Genomic DNA, 22,997 nt, shown 5'->3' with positions numbered 1-22,997 from the left:
GAAGGCTGTAAAAATAAGGCGGATTTCTTATTTAGGGTTTGAAATTTGAAAAAGCCCCATCAATGAACCCAATTAAGAAAAAGCCGTAGTGTTTGGCACCACCGCTTTCGAAACCCTAAATCACAAACTTTTTTAAAAATGCCCGAAAATTTCAGGCATTCTACCTTCAAAAACTATATTTAAACAACAATCAGAAAACTCTTTTTGTTCGACGTTACAGGTCGGCTGTTTTTAGCTTTTTACTGTATACAACATCTATATTTTGTGCTTTCCCGTTACGATCTACCTTCAGCTTTAACGTAGATCCCCCTTTACTTTTACGGGTTTGCGCCAACAGGTCATCCGTTCCTTCTACAACAGCTCCATTTGCTTCCTGAATAATATCCCCTTCTTTTAACCCAGCTTTATCCGCATCCGAGCCTTTTTCCAGTTCGATAATTTTCACGCCCGAGCCTTTCTCCACATCCTGTATTTTAACACCCAATTTTGGACCAGAGGCATTAATGCCAAAGGCAGGCGCCCCGTAAATACGGATATTCTCATTCCGATTGTTCCAGTTACCATTATCCCCATTATTAGGAATCCGTGACATCAACTCTTCAAAATTAATATCCGGTGTAGAGAAGTTAGCGCTTCCATTACTAAAAGTCATTACCTGCGGCGCATTCCATTTAGTCAGTTCTGCAGTGGCAGTAGCTGCTTTTCCATCTCTTTTGTAAGAAATAGTTACTTTATCGCCCGGCTTCTTATCCTTCAGACTTTCAGATAGCTGATCCGGAGCTTCAATCACCTTATCGTCTACTTTCGTGATAATATCTCCCTCTCTTAAACCTGCTTTTTTGCTCCGGTCTCATCGTTTACGCTCATCACTTTCACTCCTTCATCGGTCTTTTCGGTAGTTACCCCCAGCATGGCTTTATTGGGAGCACGAAAAATGCTGATCTGTCGGCTTCCATTGCCTGATTCATCATTAAACCCTATCTCCGGCGACCAGTTAAAGGTATTGGGATCTTTAATTTTCAAACGTCTCACGGTTACATTCCCATCCTCATCCTTTCCAACCGCTTTCCGTTTACCGTTATGTTTTCACCATCCACCACGATATTCATTTTCCCCGTTTCATTACCCTTTTTGGTGATAATGATGCGCTCCACTTCTTTTTTATTGCCATTATCCTGCTGAGCCCATAATATTCCGGGTAAGGCAGCGGCGGTAATCAATAAGATTTTTTCATTTTAAAAATTTTTGTCTTCTTTAATACTGAAAAACCAAACTACGTTAGTCTTCGTATTTCAAAGATAGGCTAAAAAAGAAATACGAAACGTTTCGGAACTGTTAAAGATTTGCAGATATTTTTGCATCTACACCAGTATCACTTTCATAATTTCTAAAATAGGGTCATTCTCCTGTTCCGGGAAGCTGGGTTCCACATTTTTTACAAAATTTAGCATCGGCTGCATGGTTTCGATTATTACAATTGGTACAAGCTCTGTCGTCGTTATCCATATCGCGGTACTGCGAAACCAGTGAGGCAGACATAATGCCCGTTGGTACGGCGATGATGGCATAACCCAGGATCATTATAAAAGAGGCAATGATCTTTCCTACGGCTGTAACAGGCGCCACATCTCCATAACCCACTGTAGTGATGGTTACAATGGCCCAGTAAATACTTTGCGGAATGCTATGAAAGCCCGGATTATGCTCATACTCCAATACGTACATTACTGATCCCAGAAAGACAGTCAACAGCACGATAAAAAATAAGAATACCATGATCTTACTAAAGCTTCGCAAAAGGGCAAAAAGCATATAGCGGCTTTCATCGAGAAAACGAACCATGCGGAATATCCTGAAGACCCTTAACAAGCGGAAAGAGCGAATGATCATTAACATGTGCCAGTTGGGCAATATAAATTCAAGATAGGAAGGTAATATAGCCAGCAGATCAACAATACCGTAAAAGCTTTTGGCGTAACGTTTGGCCTCTTTAACGCAATATAAACGGAGGAGATACTCTATGCTGAATACGATCATAAAAAAGTAATCGAGCCGGTTGAATACTTTGTCGTAGGCAATTGCGATCGACTCAACACTTTCGAGGATAAGCAGGGCAATATTGGCCAATATGAGAATAAATAGCCCTATATCGAATACTTTCCCGGCGGGTGTACTACTTTGGAAAATGGTCACATATAGCCAATGCCGGAATGTACTTTTCTCAGCCGGTGCATTCTCGTCCTGTAGCACATCATGCTTATCAGGTATCATTCTAAAAGAGACATAATAGTAAGGTACTAAACAATGAGCATTCGATCAGGTGTATAATTTTTGTTTGCGTTCACTAAAATATACTTTCCTCTTTTCTTTGGCTAAATATTTCATAGTGATTTCGTTGCCCTGCGGATCATGCTCTTGCTGATAGGCTTTAAAATCTTTATTGCTTCCTGTTTTTTCGAGGTTTTTATAGAAGATTTTGGCATAGCTGCGCGCTGAGGCTATCAATTTACTTAAAACTTTGGAGGGAATCTTCCCTGCTTTGCTAAGTGGGTGTATGCCCGATCTGTACAAAGCCTCCACCCTTATTTTGTTACCCACTCCTGCAAAGATTTTCTGGTCCATTAATAGCCCGGCTATGTCTTTCTCCGGTTGCTCCCCAACCAATGATTTTACATGGGCCGCACTAAAATCTGCGCTTAAAATATCAGTACGTGGATCATAAAGTTTTTTATCACCTTCTACTTTCTTTACACTTACCACATAGCCGTTAATTTCTCCATGGGCAAATTCCAGGTAAAACTTCCGGTTCACTTTTTTACGTTCGTTGACTAATACATCTCCAAAAAGTCCCAGGTGAAGCTGAACTACCCCGTTCGTAAAAATAAAATACAGGTGCTTGCCATGGGTTTGTATGTCTTTCAGTTTCTTGCCTTTCAGCCAACCGGTAGACATTGGCCCATAACCGCCTGCTTGTTTCACTATTTTACCCACGAAAGGCTGTAATTGCTTCTTTAATAGTAGAATGGAAGGACCTTCAGGCATAATGTGTATTTGTGTTCTTAATACAATTTTTACGCCTAAAGAAAAGCCTCACGGCTGAATTTCCGTGAGACTTATAGAGAATGTGGTCATATTAATTATAAAAGGCTCTTTACTGCTTCGATCACCTGCGGTAGCTGACCAGCTTCCTGTCCGCCAGCTGTAGCCAGTGTTTTTGTCCGCCGCCGCCGCCTTTGATCAGCGGTGCGATATATTGCTTAATGATCTGTCCGGCATCCAAACCCCTTGCAGCTACCACATTATCCGCAACACTTACTGCTACAAATGGCTTACCTCCGATGTTGGCGCAAAGCACGATCACAAAATCTTTCAGGTGATTCTTTAAATCGGCACAAAGTTTTTTCAAGGCATCAGCATTGCTTACTTCTACTATGTCCCCAATGAAGTTCACCTGGTTGATGATCTCATCTTTTTGCAGTAATTCATTACGAATACCAACCAGTCCTTTCGCTTCCAGCCTTTCTACTCTTTTCTCCAGGGCTGCTTTTTCAGCAGAAAGCTTCTCAATCGCTTTTAATGGCTCTTTGCTTTTAAGCACTTCAGTTACCTGCTTGTGCTCCTCCAGCTTTTGAGCAACAAAGTCGAAAGCCGCCTGCCCGGTTAAGGCTTCAATACGACGGACACCGGCCGCAACAGCTCCCTCTGAGGTTATAATAAACAAACCGACATTACCGGTTTGCTGCACATGCGTTCCGCCGCAAAGCTCCAATGAGAATGCAGGGTCTGCTGTTACCACGCGTACGGTATCTCCATATTTTTCGCCAAATAATGCCATAGCGCCCAGCTTCATCGCTTCTTCTTTTGGCATTTCTTTGATCACTACCGGGTGATTCTCACGTATTTTCTGGTTAACGATCTGCTCTACCTGTTTGATCTCTTCGTCTGTGATTTTTGAAAAATGTGACACGTCGAACCGCAGTACTTCCGGAGATACCATGGAACCCTTCTGGTTTACGTGCGCTCCCAATACCTGTTTTAAAGCCGCATGTAACAGGTGCGTTGCAGTGTGGTTGCAAGTGATATGGGCACGCTCCTCCGCATTTACAGAAGCTAACACTTCCAGCTCTATCTGCCCGGGTAATTTATCCGTAAAGTGAATGATCAGGTCATTTTCTTTTTTGGTGTCTGTCACCAGTACCTTTTCATCGCCAAACTGAAGGGTTCCTTTATCGCCCACCTGGCCTCCGCTTTCAGCGTAAAAAGGCGTGGTTTGTAATACCAGCTGGTATTGTTCCTTTCCCTTGGCCTTTACTTTTCGATACTTTACTACATGTGTTACCGCCTGCAGTTGTTCATAACCAATAAATGTAGTAGGCGTTTCTTCTGTAACCAATATCCAGTCTTCGGTATCAACCGCGGTTGCGGCCCTTGAACGGTTTTTCTGTTGCTCCATTTCGGCCTTAAACCCTGCTTCATCCACCTGCAGGTTGTTTTCTGAAGCGATCAGTCTTGTGAGGTCTGCGGGGAAACCATAGGTATCATATAACTCAAAAGCTTCTTTTCCGTTGATTTCGCCACCTGTTGAAGCCTGAACGATATCGTCAATTCGCTTCAGTCCTTTCTCCAATGTTCTTAAGAAAGAGTCTTCTTCTTCCCGGATCACCTTGGTTACAAAAGCTTCCTGTTGAAGTAGCTCAGGGAACACGGTTGCAAACTGACTGGAAATAACTGGGATCAGCTGGTGCAGCAATGGCTGCTTATAATCTAAATAAGAGTAATAATAGCGTACAGCACGGCGTAAAATGCGGCGAATTACATAGCCTGCTCCTGTATTAGAAGGCAATTGTCCGTCTGCAATAGTAAAACTGATAGCACGGATATGATCGGCCAGTACGCGGAAAGCGATCGCCTGTTTGGTATCACTGAAGTCGTAGGTTTTACCGGTGATCTTTTCTATTTCTGCAATGGTGCCGGTAAATACATCTGTATCGTAGTTGCTGGTTTTACCCTGCAATACCCGAACCAGGCGCTCAAAGCCCATACCGGTATCTACGTGTTTGGCCGGCAGGCTCTCCAGGCTGCCGTCTTTTTTACGGTTGAACTGGATAAATACATTATTCCATATCTCTATCACCTGCGGATGATCGGCATTCACCAGCGTATGGCCTGCTACCTCTTTCTTTTCTTCATCCGAGCGGCAATCTACATGTATTTCACTGCAGGGGCCACATGGACCTGTATCACCCATTTCCCAGAAATTGTCTTTCTTATTTCCTTTTAAGATACGGCCGGCAATCTCCGCCTCGGACATACCCGACTCGGACAGGCACTTCGCCCATTCGTCGTAAGCTTCCTGATCAAAGGGTAATCCTTCTTTTTCGTCTCCCTCGAAAACCGTTACATAGAGCTTGTCCTTGTCAATTTTATATACCTCCGTCAATAACTCCCAGCTCCAGGCAATCGCCTCCTTTTTGAAGTAATCGCCAAAGCTCCAGTTGCCCAGCATTTCAAACATAGTATGATGGTAGGTATCAACGCCCACTTCCTCCAGGTCATTATGTTTACCGCTTACTCGCAAACATTTCTGCGTATCGGCCACCCGCGGATTGGGGCTTTTTTATTGCCCAGGAAAAAGTCCTTAAACTGGTTCATACCCGCATTGGTAAACATAAGGGTAGGGTCGTTTTTACTACAATGGGGGCCGAAGGCACTATATGGTGGCTTTTACTTTTGAAAAACTCCAAAAACTGTTCGCGTATTTCGCTGCTGGTCATCTTATTATTTTAAGGGTGGCAAAGATACGGTTCAAAAAGATTGCAAGTTTTCAACCGGCGATATTAAAGATTCATCAAAGATTTTATACTAAGTATAATAATGTATCAACAAATTAACCAGAACACTGCCGTTCATCAAAAAACGATTTTTCATGTGCTTTCAATTAGTAAATTCGCTTCTTTCTCAAACTAAATCCCCAACTTGTAACACATGCAAAGAATTTTGACTATTTCCTTATTGGCATTACTGGGATTGCAAACTACCGCTTCTCATGCGCAAAAAGGAACAAAAAAATCAGCCGCCGCCCGCTGTGACCAAAGCTGATACTACCAAAAAAGCTGTTGTAGGCCCTCCCGGCCAACCCAAACCCTACAAAGAAGTAATTACAGCAAAAGCTATTACGACGAAAGGTATGTTTACCCTGCATAAAATAGAGGATAAATACTTTTTTGAGATTCCTAATGATATGCAAGATCGCGACATCCTGGTGGTATCGCGCTTATCAAAGGCAGCAGCCGGTTTCAGAACCGGAGCCAGCTATGCAGGAGACCAGATCAATTCGGGTACTGTTCGTTTCGAAAAAGGGCCTAATAACCGTATTTACCTGAAACGTACTTCTTTCCAGGAAATAGGTCGCGACAGTACAGAAGGAATGTATCGTAATGTGATGAATAGTAATATTCAACCCATTGGTGCTTCTTTTGATGTAAAAGCATGGTCGCCTGATAATGCAGCCGCAGTAGTTGATGTTACCGATTATATAAACGGAGATAATGATTACTTCTTCTTTTCCCCGGTGATAAAAAAATATTAGGATTGGGCATGTTGCAGTCTGACAGGTCTTATACTCAAAGTGTAAGAAGCTATCCAACCAATATAGAGGTTAAGACGGTAAAGACCTATAGTTACACGCCGGTAACGCCTCCGGGAACGCCTCCTAACCCTTACGCGGTGAGCGCTCCTTTAACTTTTGAGCTAAACACATCACTGGTATTATTACCCAAAGTTCCGATGCAGCCCCGCTATTTCGATGACAGGGTGGGTTATTTTACCACACAAAACATTACTGATTTCGATGTAAATCCGCAGGGTGTTGACCGCTATCGTTATATAGCACGTTACAGGCTGGAGCCCAAAGACGAGGATATCGAAAAATACAAACGCGGTGAACTGGTAGAGCCTAAAAAGCAGATCGTTTATTATATCGATCCTACCACGCCAAAAAATGGATCCCCTACCTGATACAGGGTGTAAACGACTGGCAGATCGCTTTTGAAAAAGCAGGCTTTAAAAATGCGATAGTAGCGAAGCTGGCGCCCACTTATGCGGAAGACAGCACTTTTAACCTGGAAGATGCCCGCCACAGCGCGATCATCTACAAACCCTCAGATATTCCTAATGCGAGTGGTCCGAACGTACATGACCCCCGCAGTGGAGAGATCATGGAAAGCCATATCAACTGGTATCATAATGTAATGAGCCTGGTGCGTAACTGGTATATGATCCAAACAGCGGCGGTTGATCCGCAGGCCCGTAAAATGGAGTTTGATGATGAGCTGATGGGTCAGTTAATCCGCTTTGTAAGCAGCCATGAAGTTGGCCATACATTAGGATTAAGACACAATTTTGGATCTTCTTCTACCGTACCAACGGAAAAACTGAGAGATAAAGCATGGGTGGAAGCGAATGGCCACACACCATCCATCATGGACTATGCGCGTTTTAACTATATCGCACAGCCGGAAGATAATATTGCACAGAAAGGTTTATTTCCACGCATTGGAGACTATGATACATGGGCGATTGAATGGGGTTACCGTTGGCACCCCGAAGCTAAAAATGCAGACCAGGAAGTGGCATTGTTAAATAAGATTACTATTGACAAATTAAAAAATCACGTTTATGGTGGGGAGATGGCGAAGGTAATCGCGATGATCCAAGAAGCCAGACGGAAGATTTGAGTGATAATGCGATGAAGGCAAGCACTTATGGTATTAAAAACCTGAAACGTATTGTTGCCAACCTGCCTCAATATACTCACCAGGCTACTAAAGACTATACCAACCTGTCTACAATTTACAGTGAGATCGTGGGCCAGTTTGGCCGCTATATTGGTCATGTTACCAATAATATCGGTGGCATCGAACGCACCCCGAAGCGTGTGGAACAAACAGGTTCTGTATACCAGTTCACCAATAAGTCAACGCAAAAAGAAGCAATGGCCTGGTTACAAACCAACGTGTTTACTACACCTACATGGATCGTGCAAAAAGAATATGCTGCTTTAACCGGGCAGGAACCTTTAAGCGTGGTATCCCGTGTACAGGACAGGGCATTAAATATCCTTATCAATCCTTCAACGCTTAGCAAACTGATCAGCGCAGAAGCGAGGGAAGGTGCAAAAGCCTACGCTGCTACAGAAATGTTGAGTGATGTAAGAAAATCGGTATTTACCGAGCTGGCATCCCGTAAAGCTATTGACGTGTATCGCCGACAGCTGCAGAAATCTTTTGTAGAGAAGTTAATTACTTTAGCTAATCCTTCAAAACAAGAGCAGGCTGCTTTATCAAGAGGTGGAGAGATCAATTTTGCTACCAGTGATATTATGTCTGTAGTAAAAGGTCAATTACGTACGGTATCTGCAGAATTGCGCAGCGCTGCAGCCAGCTATGGAGATGCCGCTTCGAAAAATCATTTACTGGATTTACAAGACAGGATTAAACAGGCCCTGGAGCCTAAATAATATATAGCCGCTTTGCTATATTTCGAAGGCGATGGATTTATTCCATCGCTTTTTTTATAATATGGCCTGAAAATAAAAAAGGTCCTTCCGTAGAAACGGACTGACCTCTAACGATTGCTTGCCATATGAAAAATCTTAATAAAAATCTATTTCTTGTCTTTTCCCTCTCTGTCTCTCAATCACAGCACAAAGATAATATATGCCCATTTGTTTGCATATACCAATTTTGAGGTATAATAGCATGCCAAATGGGTACCCATTCATCAAAAAACATTATAATACAATCGATTCGGAGTTATTTTTCAGTTATGTTCAACAATATTTATTGTTTTTTTTACTATTAAAGTTATTTTTGTTTAAATGCCGAAGAAGCCGAGCGACATATTGTTTCAATTGATTCTTTCTTTAGAGAAAGCAGAGAAAAGGCACTTTAAATTGTACATTACCCGTAGTTCGGGAAATGAGGACCTTAAGATCATCAAGCTGTTTGATGTTTTGGATAAAATGGATGCTTATGATGAAAAAGTGCTCATTAAGAAAATGAAGGGTGTTACCAAGCCCCAATTATCCAATTTAAAGTCTCACTTGTACAAAGAACTGCTGGCAAGCCTGCGTTTATTGAAGAGTAACGACAGTCTCGACCTGCAATTAAACGAGCTATTTGACTCGGCGCATATTCTTTACAAAAAAGGATTGTTCTTCCAGAGTCTGCGCGCAATAGATAAGGCTAAGGAAGTTGCCAATGTGAACCAGAAATTCTTCTTCCTGCCGCTGTTATTATCCCTTGAAAAAGAATTGAAGCGTTGAATGTAACGGATACTTTTAAGACGCGTATTGACGAGTTATCGGAAGAAGCCAATGCGGCCAACCGGAAACTGGACATGATCACCCGCCTTTCTAACCTTTCTTTACAGATGTACGGATTCTTTATCGCCAACGGGCATGCCCGTAATGAGGATGAGGAAGAAAAAGTAAAGAAGTTTTTCCGCCAGTCGCTGCCTTCAGGCTCCGGGCAGCAGGAAGGTTTTTATGAAAGACTTTATTTTTATCAATGTTATACCTGGTATGCATTTATCAGGCAAGACTTTTTAATGTATTACCGTTATGCACAAAAATGGGTAGATCTGTTTAAAGAGATGCCGAATATGATGCGTGTTGAAACGGGTCACCTGGTTAAGGGTTACCATAGCCTGCTGAATGCCCATTTTGATTTACGCAATTATGCGGAGCTAAGAGCTGTACTAAAAGAGTTTGAAGAATTTTCGCAAAGCAAAAGGGTACAGGATAACGAAAACTTTACGGTTCAGTCCTTTGTTTATATAGCCGCGCTAAGATCAATTTCTACAATATTACCGGCCTGTGCGATGAAGGCTTAAAAGCCATTCCGCAGATCGAAGAAAAAATGGCGGAGTACGATCTTTTCCTGGATAAGCACCGGGTGATGGTGATCACTTATAAGATCGCCCTGCTCTATTATTTATCGGGGGATTACAGTACCTGTATCGATTACCTGCAAAAGATCATCAACGATTCATCGGAGCTAAGAACGGACCTGCAATGTTATGCACGCCTGATGCATTTGCTGGCGCATTACGAACTGGGCAACCTGGAGCTGATGGACTCGCTTACGCGTTCGGTATTCCGCTATATGTCACGTATGAAAAACCTGACGATCATTGAGCAGGAAATGTTCCGCTTCTTACGCAACTCCTTTAAGTTTACCAACCGCCAGCTGAAACCCGAATTTGAACACTTTTTGGAAAAAGTGCAGCACCTGGAGGGTAACCGTTTTGAAACCCGCTCGCTGGCTTACCTGGATATTATCTCCTGGCTGGAAAGCAAGGTGGCCGGCAGGCCGATGCAGGAAATTGTATATAACAAATACCTGAAAAGCAAACGAAGAGTACAGGAAGACCATCCAGATCTTTAAAAACTGCTTTTCATCAATCGCCTTTTAGATTAATTCTTTTTAAATAACAAAGTGAGAATACGCGGCAGGCCGGTTCTGTCATCGTCATCGAAGTATTCTGATACCCCTACTATCTGAAACCCGTTTCTTACAGCGGCCCCGGTAAAATCTGATATATGGTGATTGAAGCAGTTTACAATAGCAGTACCATCTTCGGTTTCAAATCTTGCTTTTGTGCCGCTATACTGTTTAAAAGGATGTAGCTCGCCCACATAAACATGGCCTCCCGGCTTGATCTTTTCCGAAAGCTTTTCGAAAATTGCATCCAGGTTTTCAATATGCTCCAGCACGAGGCTAAAAGTAGCCAGATCATATACACCTTGCGCAAAAGACCAGTTCTCATTAATATCTGCCTGAAAAAATTGCACATGCGCCGCATCGGTCTTTTGCTTTGCTTTTGATAACATTTCTTCAGATAGATCTACTGCGGTAATATGCCTGGCCTTGGTTAACAACCATTGTGTATTCTTACCCGTGCCGCATCCTATTTCCAAACAGCTATCAAATTGAATATTATTTAACGTTGCCTTTAATGATATTGCTTCCAGGTCTCTTGTCCTGTTTTTATTGGTATCATATTGATGTGCCCACACATTGTAAGCATTTTTACATCCATAATTACTGTATTTCTCCCCAAAGATACAATGAGCATTTCTACTGTAGCAATAGGTACTATCGCTTGGGTGCAATTCAAATTTTCGCTTATGCTATAGTTCCTTTTGTAGATCCCTTTGAGCCTGTCGGGAAATCTCCAGTGCGATCGCATCAATTCCTCTTGTATGAAACAGAATATATCACTGCTACGCAGCTCAGATAACTGACGAATTATTATGGCAGATATTAATACGATGCCGCTATGCGGCAATGATCAAAACAATAAAAGCAGCATAGCTGTGATATACTAATAAAACAATAATCACAAAGGGGTAGAGCTGTATCGCAGCGATATATTAATGATTCATGCATCGGCCCGAGGAAATCTCTACTATTTCCGAGACGCTCCACTTCGAACGGCATGACTTTAGCGAAAATTTGAAATACACCCTATCGCCCTCCCCTATCTATTAATGCAATTTCGGCAGCTATGTTGAGCCTGGCCTGTGCTTCATATTTCTGACAAAAGAAACCGGTTTTAAAAATTTGGGGCATTTGCAGAAAAGCTGATAAAACCTGCCTGCGTGCCGGCTGGTAAACCACATCGGGATAGGCTCCATACTCTTTCCTGATATCGCTGCTATATTTTTCATAAACACCCGGAGCCTGGCCCAGAACTGACAGGTCGGCATCTGTAAAATAATTAGCATCGGAGCTCTCAGTTAACACATGCGAGCGGGTAGCCATAATGCAAACGATCGTTTGTTGCGTAATGCAATCAGGAACGCCAGCCTGCGCTAATCGCTCACGGGCCAATACACTACTCTGTTCTTCGTTATCCGATCGCAACGGATCATAAATGACATCATGATAGTAAGCCGCCAACAGTACGGCATCCGGTTTTTTCAATTGTGTATTGATTTCGGCAAGCGCTGTTATTAAATAGTTAAGATGCGTAAGTGTATGATAGTGCCGATGTGGCTGTGTATAACAGGAAACGATCTCGTTCCAATAATCATCAACCCTGCTGCTACTGGCAGCATAGTTTGTTATGAGGCATTTAAATGAGTCTTCAATTGTCATTCTTTAAAAAAATTCTTTTTAACTGTAACATTATTCCTGTTGTTGCGAATAATATATATCGAGACGGGAATAATGCATTACTCCTCTAAATTAAAAACAAATAAACAAACCATGGTTGCATAAGAGCAGGACTTTCACCCAGACAAAACTGCTATTCACCGGTAATTTAAGTGTCGTTTACCATTTAGCTGTTGACCTCGCCCTTGCTCCAGGTGTATGTTTGTGAAACAATTAAAAAAATATTTAAACTTAATAAAATGAAAACTTTAATTCTTTCTGCCGCAATGATGCTGACTATGGCTTTTACCGCTGCAGCATCCACCGTTGAGCCGGTAACTGCAAAAGCAGAGAAAACCTTCAACCAGCTTTTTAAAAATGCGGATGATGTGAAATGGACAAATACAGGGAATACTTATGAAGCATTCTTTACGAGCGATGGCATTAAGTCACGTGCTACTATTGATGCGAAAGGCAACCTGATCCAAACCATTCGTTACTATAACGAGAATAACCTTCCTTCTAATGTGCTTTACGCAGTTAAAAAAGAATATAAAGGCAAAGAAGTATTTGGGGTAACTGAAGTAGCCAACAAAAACGGGGTGAACTACCGCATTGTTTTAAAAGATGACAAATCCTACACTCATATTAATGCCAATAGCATTGGCGATACAGAGTTAGTAGCAAAATATAAAAGAGGCGACAAATAAGCTTCGACAAACTCAGCCTGGCAATAGGCTGATCTAATTTTTTCTCATGTAAAACAACGGAGGGGGTATTCTTATCTTCTCCCTTTTTATTTTTACACATTACCACAGTATTATTTTTTTAATCCGCTTCCGTTTAACAACCCTTGCAGCACTGCCGCTTCTATTTGTTTTGTACATTTATTGACAAAACAATCCACATGAAGGCGGCTTTAAAGAAAATAACCTGGACTCTGATCGTTTTTTGTACCTGGCAAAGTACAAAAGGGCAATCCAACCTTTCTAAAAAGCAAAGACCCAATATCGTTTACATTATGAGCGATGATCATGGCTACCAGGCCATCAGCGCTTATGGATATGGGTTGAATAAAACACCTCATATTGACCGGCTGGCTAAAGAAGGCATTTTGTTTACAAGAGCCACTGTTACCAACTCACTCTGTGCCCCCAGCAGGGCCGTTCTGCTTACAGGTAAACACAGTTTTGTTAATGGCAAGGTAGATAATGAAGCGCGGTTTAACTGGAACCAGGACAATTTTGCAAAGCAGTTGCAACAACATGGTTACCAAACAGCACTCATAGGCAAAATACATATGGACGGTTTACCACAGGGCTTTGATCATTCTGCAGTGTTGATTGACCAGGGCGAATATTATAATCCCAATTTTATAATTGATGGCACTAAGAAAGAATTGAAGGGATACGTTACCGACCTTACCACCGACATGGCCATCGATTGGATCAAAAACCGGGACCCGGAAAAGCCCTTTTGCCTGCTCTATCATCAAAAGGCACCTCACCGCGAATGGTTGCCGGCGCTCAGGCATTTGTCTACTTATACTGGCATGACCATTCCTGAACCTAAAACGCTTTTTGATAATTATACCAACAGAGGTACTGCTGCCAGAACTGCTGAGATGAATATTTTAAAACACATGAACTGGGCAGGAGATAATAAGATCCCACCAACCCTGATGGATGAATTGGGCATTAAGGAATACCTGAGCTGGGATAAAGCCGCTTTTAATAACAATCTTGGCCGAATGACACCGGCAGAGCGTGCAAGCTGGGACAGCGTGTACAATCCTATTATGGAGGCGTTTAAAAAGAATTATGCCTCTATGAACGACAAGGAACTGATGCGCTGGCGCTACCAACGTTATATGCAGGATTACCTGGGTACCGTTGCCGCAGTGGATGATGGCGTGGGCCGGATGCTTGATTTTTTAAAAGCAAATGGCCTGGATGAGCATACGATTATTGTATATACTTCAGATCAGGGCTTTTACCTGGGAGAACATGGCTGGTTTGATAAAAGATTTATGTATGAAGAGTCTTTAAGAACTCCTTTGCTGGTGCGCTACCCGGCCGAGATACCTGCGGGAACAGTTTCAGACGCATTGGTACAAAATCTCGACTTCGCGCCAACCCTACTCGATTATGCCGGGGTAGCAGCACCCAAAGACATGCAGGGAAAATCTTTCAGAAAATTAGCCAGCGGCAAAGAAAAGAAATGGAGGGATGTTATCTACTATACTTATTATGAGTACCCCTCCATTCACATGGTTAAAAGGCATTATGGTATCCGTACAAACCGGTACAAGTTGATTCATTTTTATTATGATACAGACGAATGGGAATTATACGATCTGCAAAAAGATCCTGAAGAGCTGAATAATGTTTACAATGACCCTGGTTACGCCGACACAAAAAGATGATGCACAAGAAGCTGCAGGAAACAAGAAAACACTACAAGGACTCTGATGAGAATGATCAACGTTTTATGCCTAAAGCAAAACAAATGAATTAGCTCATTGCAGGATCGCTGATGGAGTCTTTCCCATTCTCCACCCTTCCGGCATACCGTCTTTCAAAAGTCTTATCATCAACGCACAAAACTGAAAAGTCGTACCAACCCTGCGTTGTATCAAGCGGCAAAATCAGTACCGTTGCGGCTTTCGCCGCCACTGTTCGTTTAATAGTTGGCTGACCATAACTATTGTCTTTTATATGCACCGCTATGGCCTTGTTAGCTGAATTATTGATGGTTAGTCTAACCTGTCTTTTCTTTTTTACAGTGCCCAGTTCGTAGCCGCAGCTGGTAGTAATGGATGTAATGCCATCCCCTTTTAACTCACGAAAAAAACCATTAGGACCAAACAAAGCAAAGTGATAGGCTGCTGTTGCAAATCCACTCAATGGAATTTCATATTTCAAACGCTCGCCGGGCGCTACAGCAAATGTCCAGTTACGGTTCCTTATCTTCTCACTCCCATCAGGACTGAGGTAAGGTTCATAGGCGTACAATACCAATGGAAACCCGGCAGACCGTTCTTTAAACAATGCCTTTCCTGCACCAAATTCAAACTTCATCTGGTTATTATCGATAGCGCCCTCTGCATACAGCTCATAAGGCAATGCTGAAGAGGGTTTAGTACCTGCTTCCTGCCTGAAATATTTTTTGTAGCGGCAGGGTCTTGCCTCAATAACCCTTCTTCATTTTTATCTACCGGATGTATGCCTTCAGGAGCCGGTGTGTACCGGGCTTCATTAATCCGCTGTAAAAAAGCATCCCTTTTCAGGAAGTCGGGTTGTGGTAATTTCTCGCCGTTATAGGGCCTGAAAACGGATGACATATCTCCACATACTGCACGCCTGAAATCTGATATATTATCCAGCTGCAATTTTTTGCCTGTTTTTCGCGAAGCAAACTTTTCAATAAACTGAACAACGGAGGTATGATCCAACACTTCAGAATTTACATAGCCGCCCCTGGACCAGGGACTGGCTACTATAAATGGAACACGATATCCCAGTCCGATCGCATGCTCCCTGGCATTCGGCTTAGACACTCCCTTCTGGTTGATCTCGTCATTTAACGTAACAAACTCATTGGCTATATTTCGGATACCTGCTGAAACAGCGCCGGTTTTTTGATCCCTGTAATCGGGCGCCACAAAAGGTAAGACGTGATCGAAATACCCATCGTTCTCATCGTAGGTTAAAATAAAGATGGTTTTCTTCCAAACCTCTTCATTATGTGTGAGGATATTTAGCACTTCTGATACATACCAGGCGCCAAACCAGGGAGCCGAAGGGTGATCAGAAAAATATTGAGGGGCTACCAGCCAGCTGACAGCAGGAAGTTTTCCGTTTTTTACATCGTTCCGGAAATTGGCCAACACATCTGATTTCGGAACATTCATTTTTCTTTGGGTACCCTTATGATCGTATGTTATTTCTTCCAGGCTGTGATAGTGCGGATCGGCTTCATTGGTTACAAAAGCATTGTTGTGCAAAGCCTGCTCATGGTCACTTAGCTCTTTTTCAATTCTTCCCTGCAACGATCTAATTCTTTAATGTAGAATTGCTTTCTTTCGGTTAAGCCTTTCCAGACACGTTGCGTTTTTTCATCTTCCGGATTTTTATCAACCCGCTCTTTTAACTCTTTCAGGCTTTTATCGTATTCTGCCAGCTTGCCACTTAAATAGGCTTCATACTTTTTTGACCGGCGTACATGATACTGGGAAAACCACTCCAGGTCGTTATCGGTAAAATTGCTCAGCCATGCATCTTCTTCCCCATTTAAACCAGACGGTATACTCAGTTCGTTCTGGTATACCTTCCACGAAACATCATTTTCCTGCAATAGCTCCGGCAAAGTCTTCCAGCTAACTTCAGCATTATGATCGGCTTCATGATTTCGCACCAGGGCTGGATTCTCAGCTAATCCATCCTTGCGAAGTGCTCCCGACCAAAAGTAAAGGCGGTTAGGGGTGGTGCCCGTTAACGACGAACAAAAATGCTGATCACAAATGGTAAAAGCGTCAGCCAATGCATAATTGAAAGGAAGGTCTTGCCGGGTATAATAACCCAGCGTCATGGGTTTATCTTCAAAGCCTTTATAGCCTGTTTTCTTTGCAGTCAGCCATTGATCGTATTGGCCGTTATTTCTGGCATCCACCTGGTCTTTCCAGGTATGCGGCAGCCCACCCATCCAGGTGATCTTTGTGTTCTGCATATCCAGCCGAAAAGGCAGGTAGGATTTATTGTCTTTATTGGTTTGCAGCCATACGGGGTTACCGTTTGCCAGCCTGAGCGCACGGGGGTCATTAAAACCCCGTACACCACGAAGCGCTCCAAAACAATGATCAAAGGAACGATTCTCCTGCATCAGCAAAACAATATGTTCGGCATCTTCAAAAGTAGTCCCCTTTGCAGGGTTGATCGCCATTGCCTTTTGTATAGCATCAGGAAACGCGGAAAATACTCCCGCGCCTCCCGCCAGCAATCCTGTCTCTCTTTAAAAAATCTCTCCGTGAAAAGTCTATGCCCATTGTACTCCAAAGTTTTTATAAATACAGGTGCTGTCAGCGCTATTTAAGCAGCCACATCGTTTCGTTCACATTATCGTTACCATTATACTGCTGTTTGATCGCTTCCGTAAGATTATCTGTATTATACGACAATTCGGAAGAAGGATATAACCAGCGCAAAGGAAACTTAGAGGTAGGGTCGTTTAAATTGGTCTCAGGATTCAGCACAAAAGCAGGATAACCTGTTCTCCTGTTTTCATACCAGGCATTGTAATCGCAATTTTGCAAAAACCCGGCGATATACTTTTGTGAAATAATCTGCCTGATCTGGTTATCGGCGCTGCCGGTTAAAGCTACACCTGTTGTTGCAGGATAGGTGTTGATATATTCCGCATCCATCGCTACCCCATGATTATAAGTTGCCGGAGTATAATTAGCCAAAAACTTCATGGACTCCTGGATACCCGCAGCATAATAGGTTTGGGCAGGCGTTCCGGTAATCCAGCCTCGAACAGCCGCTTCCGCTAAGATAAATTTGACGTCCCAGGCACACAAAAGCCCCACCGGTTCTGCGTTAAATAAGCTCACGTATCGCTTGTTAAAATCTGAAAAATTACCAGCGTTGTAAGCTGCCACAATATCCGCCATTTTTGAAGAAGGTTCAATGCCCATATATGCATCGAAATTTGAAGCAGTTAGTCCTCCTGTAATTTTGGCCGGAGCCGGCTCTGCCACATAAAACAATCTTCTATCTCCGTTGGTCTTCATCGGGTTAATAAAAGTAGTAGATAAAGCGGAGTAAATAACAAAGGGGTTAACCTGTACAGGGGTATTTGACCAAGGGTAGCAGCTACCTGCAGCATTGAGGTAAGTAACGGCAAAGTTGTCGGTATAAGTGTCCATTATGGGGCGTTCTGCTACAATCTTCTGGAAACGGGATACGATATCCAGTCCTGCTTCCCCGTCTTTTTCGACAGGTTTATTAAAACGTGCAGCTGGAATGAATTAACCAGCTTGCGCCATTTGGTTAAATTACCACTGTATATAAAATCACCGGAAAATGTAGTACCTTTTTTAAAAGCTCATCTGCCTGATCCAGTTCATTCAGAATACCAATAAAAACATCCTTTTGTGTATCATACTTCGGTTTGGTATTTTTTCTGATTCTCCCTTGATGGCTTCGGTATAAGGAATGTCTCCTACCTGCATCGTCATTTGAAAAAACTGCCAGGCCCGCGCAAAATGACCGAACGCTGTATACGAATTTTTCAGTTCCTCGGTGGTCGCATTCGCAATCATTGGAGCGATATTACGCAATGGGGTCATTCTATTAAAGTTGGCACGTCCAAACCGGTTGTATTGAAAAGACTCGGGGCCTCCTTCTTTCCAGATCATGTATTTGCTTAACAGAAAAGGCTGTATAAATGATTTCTGGCTTGAAATATCACTTACGGTAATAGAACCGAGGATCGATGTGGCCAGCCACTCGGGATTTGCCGTGTTACTGGTATCAGGGTTGCTGTTGATAGCATCAAACTTGCTGCAGGAAGTAAGTGCTGCCAATAGTATTCCGGTTATAAATAGCTTATTATATATAAATTTCATGATTGTGCTTGTTTGGGGTTCAGTAATTATAATCCCAGCTTAATGCTGAAACCAACCATTCTTTGAGAAGGTGCATTCAAATCTTCCGTATCTCTGTCCGGATCGGAATACTTGAACCCGGTTATCAGCAATACATTTTGAGCTGTAAGCGAAACTGATGCATTTTTGATCTTTGAATTACCCAGGAAGGATTTAGGCAACTGGTAACCAATAGAGATCTCTCTCAATTTGGCAAAGCTTTCCTTCATAACACCATGCTCGCCCTTGCCCGAAATATCCTGCATATAACTCTGGTAACCTACAGCCACATCATTGGGTGCGTATTGGCGCGTATCACTGGTAATATTACCATACTGGTCATACTCTACCGTACCGGAAACTACTTTCACACCCTTGCCTATGTAATTGGTCAGTTTATTCACCACTTCATCATACCGCTCTTTGGTATCGGTATCCGGATGTACCCCCGTATCAAACATTTTATCCCAGATATAATTATACATTAACCCGCCTATGCGCCCATCAATTGAAATTCCAAAAATGATGTTCTTCCAGTTAACGGTATTGGAAAAGCCAAACGAGAAGTTAGGATCTCCATATCCCATCTGGTACTGATAATCGCTTTCTACCGGGTAGCCATTTCTATGTATAATGTTTCCACCGGGGTCTCTTAAAAATAGTTCTCTCTTATAGATATCGTAACGATTGCCCACTTTCGTGAAAGCATCATCGGAAGAATATTCCGGATCGAGCTGATGATAATAGCGGTGCTGGAATGACCAGTTAACCAGAGAGTTCCAGGTAAGATTTTGGTTTTTAATAATCGTTCCGTCAAGCGTAATTTCTAAACCTCTTCTAACCAATTGTTCGTCACTATTGATCAGGTACTTCCGAAACCGGAAGCAGAAGAGATGGTTTGAGAGATTTTTGTATTGTAGTATAGTTTATTAAAGTAAGCTACATCCAAGCGTAAGCGCTGGCCTAACAGGTACGCAGCTGTACCAATTTCCCAGGTTCTTTCAGAGGAAGGTAATAAATCGAGCGGATACAAATTGCTTGGATAAGAAGCAGAAACATTGCCCCATACAGCACCGGTAGAATAGGTTCTGTTGATTTCATACATACTTGCCGCAGACTTTGATAAGGTCCAGGAGCCTCTTAGCTTCCACATGTTAACCCATTGGGGTAACGGAATATACTCGGAAAGAACAAAGCTACTTGCTACAGAAGGGTAAAAATAAGACCGCTCTGACTTAGGCTGTGTAGAGAACCAATCATTCCTCCCCGTTACATCAACAAAAAGGGCATTGTCCCAGGATAAAGTGGCTTTACCGTAGGCACTGTTCACCTGCGACCTCCGATAACCGTAGTTGTTTACAATAGCATCCTGGCCTGCAACTGTTGAGGGTATTGCATTTGCCAAAGAATACCAGCCGGGTACGCTTAAACCATTGCGTGTACGGGCTCCCTGCTGACGATCTTCGAGATAACGTATAGAGCCTCCACCCAATACATCTACGCCAAACTTACCAAAGTTCTTTTGATAGCTTAGGATCGCATCGTTGGTGGTAGTGAATCCCCAGGTCTGATTCTGTCCATACATTCCTTTTGCATTCCAGGACCAAGACATACCTCCTGTAGATTGCCCCCTTGTAGATATAGCACCAATAGCATTTCTAACAACGTCTTCATTTTTATAATAATCATAACCGCTGCGTACCATCAATTTAAGATCATTGGTAAACTTATAGTTAGCCACGAAACTGGCATTCATCAGGTTTTGGTTAAGACCCCAGAGTTTTTCATACGCAATATAATAGGGATTATCATACCAGTTTTTATACAGCCAGTTTTGCTTTTGGTCTTTTACCGCCCAATAATCTTTATACTGGCTCAGGTCATATTCGGGGCCTGTCCATATTAATATCTGGTAGAGATAGCCCTGGTCGCCATAGCCCGAGCCCCATACCTGGGGGACTCTTTGCGCGTATAACCCATATGCGCTTCCATCGAAAACTTAGTACCCACTCTCATTTCACCACCCATGGTGAAATTGGTAATGTTTAATTTTTGATTGGGGAACTGGCCTTTGTTATAAATATGGTTCAAGCCCGCCCTGAAGTAACCATTGTCGCCGGTTTGAGTAACGCTGATATTATTGTTGGTGATCAGGCCTGTTTGCATAAAGTTTTTCAGGTTGTTCTTTCCCCTTGAACTCAGCAACATCATTTCTTCTTTTTTGTAGCAGGGTTCCACTGCATTGCGCTGTCGCCTATATCTAACTTAGGTCCCCAAACATAGTCATCGGTTATCTTTCCATTTTCACCATGCCCGTAAGAAGTTTGCACTTTAGGGATGGAGATATATCCCAGCGTAAACATATTATTCGTATTGAAATCTACGGAGACGCCCTTGCCCTTGCCTTTCTTTGTAGAGATCATTACGGCACCATTTTTACCACCAGCACCATACAAGGCCGCCGCTGTTGGTCCTTTCAAAAAGTCGATGCTTTCAATATCGTCAGTTGGAATATCTCTTAACGTGAGGTTGGAATACTGAACGCCGTCAATAATTACCAACGGCGATTCGCCTCTCATTTCAAGCGATGGACGTCCATTAAACTCTGTAGAATTTTTAACTACCAATCCAGCTACCTTACCAGTAAGTGAAGTTCCCAGATCAACACCTTTTACTGTTTGAAGGCTTTGCCCGCTTACTTTTTGCGTAGCATAACCGAGCGCTTTTTCCTGCCGTTTGATACCGAGCGCTGTAACAACCACTTCATCCAGCGATCTTTCCGCGTCCTGTAATACAGCATTGATCGAGGTTTGACCGTTTACTTTTACTATGTATGATTTATAGCTGATATGGGTAAAAGTAAGTTCCGCATCTTCATTCACCTCTATACTGTATTCACCTTTAGTGTCGGTAACCGTAGTTTCTCCTTTGTTTGAAGTAATGGTTACCCCGGCTACAGGCTCCCTTTATTATTTGCGACCATGCCCTTTACAATAATAGTTGCCAGGGTCTTCTCTCTTACAACAATAAGTTTATCGTTTAATTTCTGAAATTCAAGACCGGTTCCTTCCAACAGCGTTGGTAGCAGCCGTAGCACCGACACATTCTTTATTTTAAGCGTGATGGCAACTCTATCAACTACTTTATTGCTGTATGCAAAACGGAAGTCAGATTTCTTTTCTATTGTTTTAAGCACCGAAGACAGTTTGGCTTTGTCCAGGTTAAGGGAGACCGTTTCCTGCGAGCGAAGTGTTGTTGCTGCAACCTGCATTGCGGTGAGGCATAGCAGGGCAATAGATAATTTCATAAACAACAGTTTTTAAGCAGCCCATGGAGCCGCCTATTCAAGTAAGCACTTTTTTCATACTTTTATTTTGGTTTTAATTAAAAGGTGGAAGGCTTTTCCCTTCCATTTTTCATTACCGGGGAGGAACGGCCGCAATCCGTTGCTCCCTTTTTGTTGGCGATGGTTTTACTGCATAGTTTATTTATTTATAATGATCGTATTTCCTTCTTTTTTGTAGGTAAATGGATAGGACAATTGCAAAGCTTTTAATATTTCATCGATGGATTCGTTGCTGAAATTGGCTGAATACATGTACTTCCGAACCGGTTTGTCAGCTATGATGATCTTCATATCGAATTTACGCTCAAGAACATTTTTAATTTCTTCCATGGACTGGCCTTCAAAAATGAGTAGCTCTTTGGCCCAGGCAGTCTCCACTGTTTGATTCTCATCGTAGTAAGAAAGGGGAACCACTTCTCCCGAAACTTTTTCAGTAGCATTAACAGGCTGAGCTGAGGAATCGGCCTTGATTGTAAATTTTTGGTTGATCTGTAATGTTTTATATACTTCGTCTTTACCGTTCTTATTTACTATAATCTGCACACTTCCTTCCAGCAAAGAGGTTTCACTAATCCTGTCATTTGTGTAGGCTTTTACATTGAATCTTGTTCCCAACACTTTTACTTTATAATTTTTTACGTGTACTACAAAAGGAAGATTTTTATTGTGCGTTACATCAAAAAGGCCTCTCCATCCAGGTAAACATTCCTGTTATCAGTGCCAAATCCTTCAGCAAGTTTTAAAGTGGAGCCCATGTTCAAGGTAATGGCGGAGTTATCCGGCAATACCAATGTTTTAAGCTCACCTGGTTTTGATTCAACAGGTGTTTTTGTTGAAGCAATTT

At 42.5% G+C, this 22,997-nt stretch carries 26 protein-coding genes and 2 pseudogenes; 8 read left to right on the top strand and 20 right to left on the bottom strand.

Annotated elements, in window-relative coordinates:
- Window positions 1–214: 214 nt before the first annotated feature.
- From MKP07_RS09970 to alaS, 6 genes and pseudogenes are all read right to left on the bottom strand, one after another.
- Window positions 215–790 (bottom strand): PDZ domain-containing protein, encoded by a 576-nt coding sequence (locus MKP07_RS09970; protein WP_240847070.1) that lies wholly within the window; start codon window positions 788–790, stop codon window positions 215–217.
- Window positions 791–825: 35 nt separating this feature from the next.
- Window positions 826–1,023, bottom strand: coding sequence for a hypothetical protein (locus MKP07_RS09965; RefSeq protein ID WP_240847069.1), 198 nt, complete (start codon window positions 1,021–1,023; stop codon window positions 826–828).
- Between the two features lie 11 nt (window positions 1,024–1,034).
- Window positions 1,035–1,220 (bottom strand): hypothetical protein, encoded by a 186-nt coding sequence (locus MKP07_RS09960; protein WP_240847068.1) that lies wholly within the window; start codon window positions 1,218–1,220, stop codon window positions 1,035–1,037.
- A gap of 178 nt (window positions 1,221–1,398) precedes the next feature.
- Window positions 1,399–2,271, bottom strand: coding sequence for an ion transporter (locus tag MKP07_RS09955; protein ID WP_240847067.1), 873 nt, complete (start codon window positions 2,269–2,271; stop codon window positions 1,399–1,401).
- Between the two features lie 45 nt (window positions 2,272–2,316).
- On the bottom strand, window positions 2,317–3,042 hold the full coding sequence (locus MKP07_RS09950) for a DNA-formamidopyrimidine glycosylase family protein (RefSeq protein WP_240847066.1): 726 nt from the start codon (window positions 3,040–3,042) through the stop codon (window positions 2,317–2,319).
- Window positions 3,043–3,163: 121 nt separating this feature from the next.
- A pseudogene (alaS, locus tag MKP07_RS09945) lies at window positions 3,164–5,652 on the bottom strand (alanine--tRNA ligase).
- A 433-nt stretch (window positions 5,653–6,085) separates the two neighbouring features.
- Between alaS and MKP07_RS38205 the strand changes: the two are divergent.
- The 6 genes and pseudogenes from MKP07_RS38205 to MKP07_RS09915 all read left to right on the top strand — a co-directional run bounded on the left by MKP07_RS38205 (window position 6,086) and on the right by MKP07_RS09915 (window position 10,448).
- On the top strand, window positions 6,086–6,589 hold the full coding sequence (locus MKP07_RS38205) for a DUF5117 domain-containing protein (RefSeq protein ID WP_317235795.1): 504 nt from the start codon (window positions 6,086–6,088) through the stop codon (window positions 6,587–6,589).
- 8 nt (window positions 6,590–6,597) lie between these two features.
- Entirely contained in the window at window positions 6,598–7,017 is a 420-nt protein-coding gene (locus MKP07_RS38200; RefSeq protein ID WP_262919684.1) for a DUF5117 domain-containing protein, read from the top strand.
- Window positions 7,018–7,217: 200 nt separating this feature from the next.
- Window positions 7,218–8,518 (top strand): annotated as a pseudogene (locus tag MKP07_RS09930) (zinc-dependent metalloprotease).
- Window positions 8,519–8,878: 360 nt separating this feature from the next.
- Window positions 8,879–9,325 carry a hypothetical protein gene (locus MKP07_RS09925; RefSeq protein WP_240847064.1) on the top strand — a complete coding sequence of 149 codons (447 nt, stop codon included), beginning with the start codon at window positions 8,879–8,881 and terminating at the stop codon, window positions 9,323–9,325.
- Entirely contained in the window at window positions 9,322–9,894 is a 573-nt protein-coding gene (locus MKP07_RS09920; RefSeq protein WP_240847063.1) for a hypothetical protein, read from the top strand. The genes MKP07_RS09925 and MKP07_RS09920 overlap by 4 nt, the downstream gene beginning before the upstream one ends.
- Before the next feature lie 26 nt (window positions 9,895–9,920).
- Window positions 9,921–10,448, top strand: a complete 528-nt coding sequence (locus tag MKP07_RS09915) for a hypothetical protein (RefSeq protein WP_240847062.1) — start codon at window positions 9,921–9,923, stop codon at window positions 10,446–10,448.
- A gap of 29 nt (window positions 10,449–10,477) precedes the next feature.
- On the opposite strand, the gene MKP07_RS09910 is transcribed toward MKP07_RS09915, so the two are convergent.
- Entirely contained in the window at window positions 10,478–11,080 is a 603-nt protein-coding gene (locus MKP07_RS09910; protein WP_240847061.1) for a class I SAM-dependent methyltransferase, read from the bottom strand.
- Window positions 11,081–11,531: 451 nt separating this feature from the next.
- Window positions 11,532–12,164, bottom strand: a complete 633-nt coding sequence (locus MKP07_RS09905) for an HD domain-containing protein (RefSeq protein ID WP_240847060.1) — start codon at window positions 12,162–12,164, stop codon at window positions 11,532–11,534.
- Between the two features lie 257 nt (window positions 12,165–12,421).
- On the opposite strand from MKP07_RS09905, the gene MKP07_RS09900 reads away from it, so the two are divergent.
- Together MKP07_RS09900 and MKP07_RS09895 are read left to right on the top strand one after the other, a co-directional pair.
- Window positions 12,422–12,871, top strand: coding sequence for a hypothetical protein (locus MKP07_RS09900; protein WP_240847059.1), 450 nt, complete (start codon window positions 12,422–12,424; stop codon window positions 12,869–12,871).
- A 197-nt stretch (window positions 12,872–13,068) separates the two neighbouring features.
- Entirely contained in the window at window positions 13,069–14,586 is a 1,518-nt protein-coding gene (locus MKP07_RS09895; protein ID WP_240847058.1) for a sulfatase family protein, read from the top strand.
- Between the two features lie 88 nt (window positions 14,587–14,674).
- On the opposite strand, the gene MKP07_RS09890 is transcribed toward MKP07_RS09895, so the two are convergent.
- The 12 genes from MKP07_RS09890 to MKP07_RS42345 form a co-directional block, all read right to left on the bottom strand.
- On the bottom strand, window positions 14,675–15,286 hold the full coding sequence (locus tag MKP07_RS09890) for a phospholipase domain-containing protein (protein WP_240847057.1): 612 nt from the start codon (window positions 15,284–15,286) through the stop codon (window positions 14,675–14,677).
- A complete protein-coding gene (locus MKP07_RS09885; RefSeq protein WP_240847056.1) occupies window positions 15,238–16,212 on the bottom strand; it encodes an alkaline phosphatase family protein in 975 nt (324 codons plus the stop codon). Before MKP07_RS09885 ends, MKP07_RS09890 begins: the two co-directional genes overlap by 49 nt.
- The gene (locus MKP07_RS09880) at window positions 16,185–17,159 is read right to left on the bottom strand and encodes an alkaline phosphatase family protein (RefSeq protein ID WP_240847055.1); all 975 of its coding nucleotides are present in this window, start codon (window positions 17,157–17,159) and stop codon (window positions 16,185–16,187) included. The genes MKP07_RS09885 and MKP07_RS09880 overlap by 28 nt, the downstream gene beginning before the upstream one ends.
- Before the next feature lie 85 nt (window positions 17,160–17,244).
- Complete coding sequence (locus tag MKP07_RS38195) at window positions 17,245–18,129, bottom strand: SusD/RagB family nutrient-binding outer membrane lipoprotein (protein ID WP_317235983.1); 885 nt, start codon at window positions 18,127–18,129, stop codon at window positions 17,245–17,247.
- Window positions 18,102–18,230 (bottom strand): hypothetical protein, encoded by a 129-nt coding sequence (locus tag MKP07_RS38190; protein WP_317235982.1) that lies wholly within the window; start codon window positions 18,228–18,230, stop codon window positions 18,102–18,104. Before MKP07_RS38190 ends, MKP07_RS38195 begins: the two co-directional genes overlap by 28 nt.
- A gap of 58 nt (window positions 18,231–18,288) precedes the next feature.
- The gene (locus MKP07_RS38185) at window positions 18,289–18,789 is read right to left on the bottom strand and encodes a SusD/RagB family nutrient-binding outer membrane lipoprotein (protein ID WP_262919233.1); all 501 of its coding nucleotides are present in this window, start codon (window positions 18,787–18,789) and stop codon (window positions 18,289–18,291) included.
- A gap of 26 nt (window positions 18,790–18,815) precedes the next feature.
- Complete coding sequence (locus MKP07_RS09870; RefSeq protein ID WP_240847054.1) at window positions 18,816–19,652, bottom strand: hypothetical protein; 837 nt, start codon at window positions 19,650–19,652, stop codon at window positions 18,816–18,818.
- Between the two features lie 17 nt (window positions 19,653–19,669).
- A complete protein-coding gene (locus tag MKP07_RS09865; protein ID WP_394803644.1) occupies window positions 19,670–20,686 on the bottom strand; it encodes a TonB-dependent receptor domain-containing protein in 1,017 nt (338 codons plus the stop codon).
- A 23-nt stretch (window positions 20,687–20,709) separates the two neighbouring features.
- Window positions 20,710–21,018 carry a hypothetical protein gene (locus MKP07_RS09860; protein WP_240847053.1) on the bottom strand — a complete coding sequence of 103 codons (309 nt, stop codon included), beginning with the start codon at window positions 21,016–21,018 and terminating at the stop codon, window positions 20,710–20,712.
- The gene (locus MKP07_RS41085) at window positions 21,015–21,749 is read right to left on the bottom strand and encodes a TonB-dependent receptor plug domain-containing protein (protein WP_240850741.1); all 735 of its coding nucleotides are present in this window, start codon (window positions 21,747–21,749) and stop codon (window positions 21,015–21,017) included. The genes MKP07_RS09860 and MKP07_RS41085 overlap by 4 nt, the downstream gene beginning before the upstream one ends.
- Before the next feature lie 11 nt (window positions 21,750–21,760).
- Window positions 21,761–22,114, bottom strand: a complete 354-nt coding sequence (locus tag MKP07_RS09850; RefSeq protein ID WP_240847052.1) for an STN domain-containing protein — start codon at window positions 22,112–22,114, stop codon at window positions 21,761–21,763.
- Between the two features lie 177 nt (window positions 22,115–22,291).
- On the bottom strand, window positions 22,292–22,696 hold the full coding sequence (locus tag MKP07_RS42345) for a FecR domain-containing protein (RefSeq protein ID WP_394803643.1): 405 nt from the start codon (window positions 22,694–22,696) through the stop codon (window positions 22,292–22,294).
- Window positions 22,697–22,997: the final 301 nt, after the last annotated feature.

The sequence above is a fragment of the Paraniabella hibiscisoli genome, assembly GCF_022512515.1.
Lineage (GTDB): Bacteria > Bacteroidota > Bacteroidia > Chitinophagales > Chitinophagaceae > Niabella > Niabella hibiscisoli.
The sequence above is the reverse complement of the archived record's forward strand: the minus strand, read 5'-3'. Positions and strand labels throughout refer to the sequence as shown.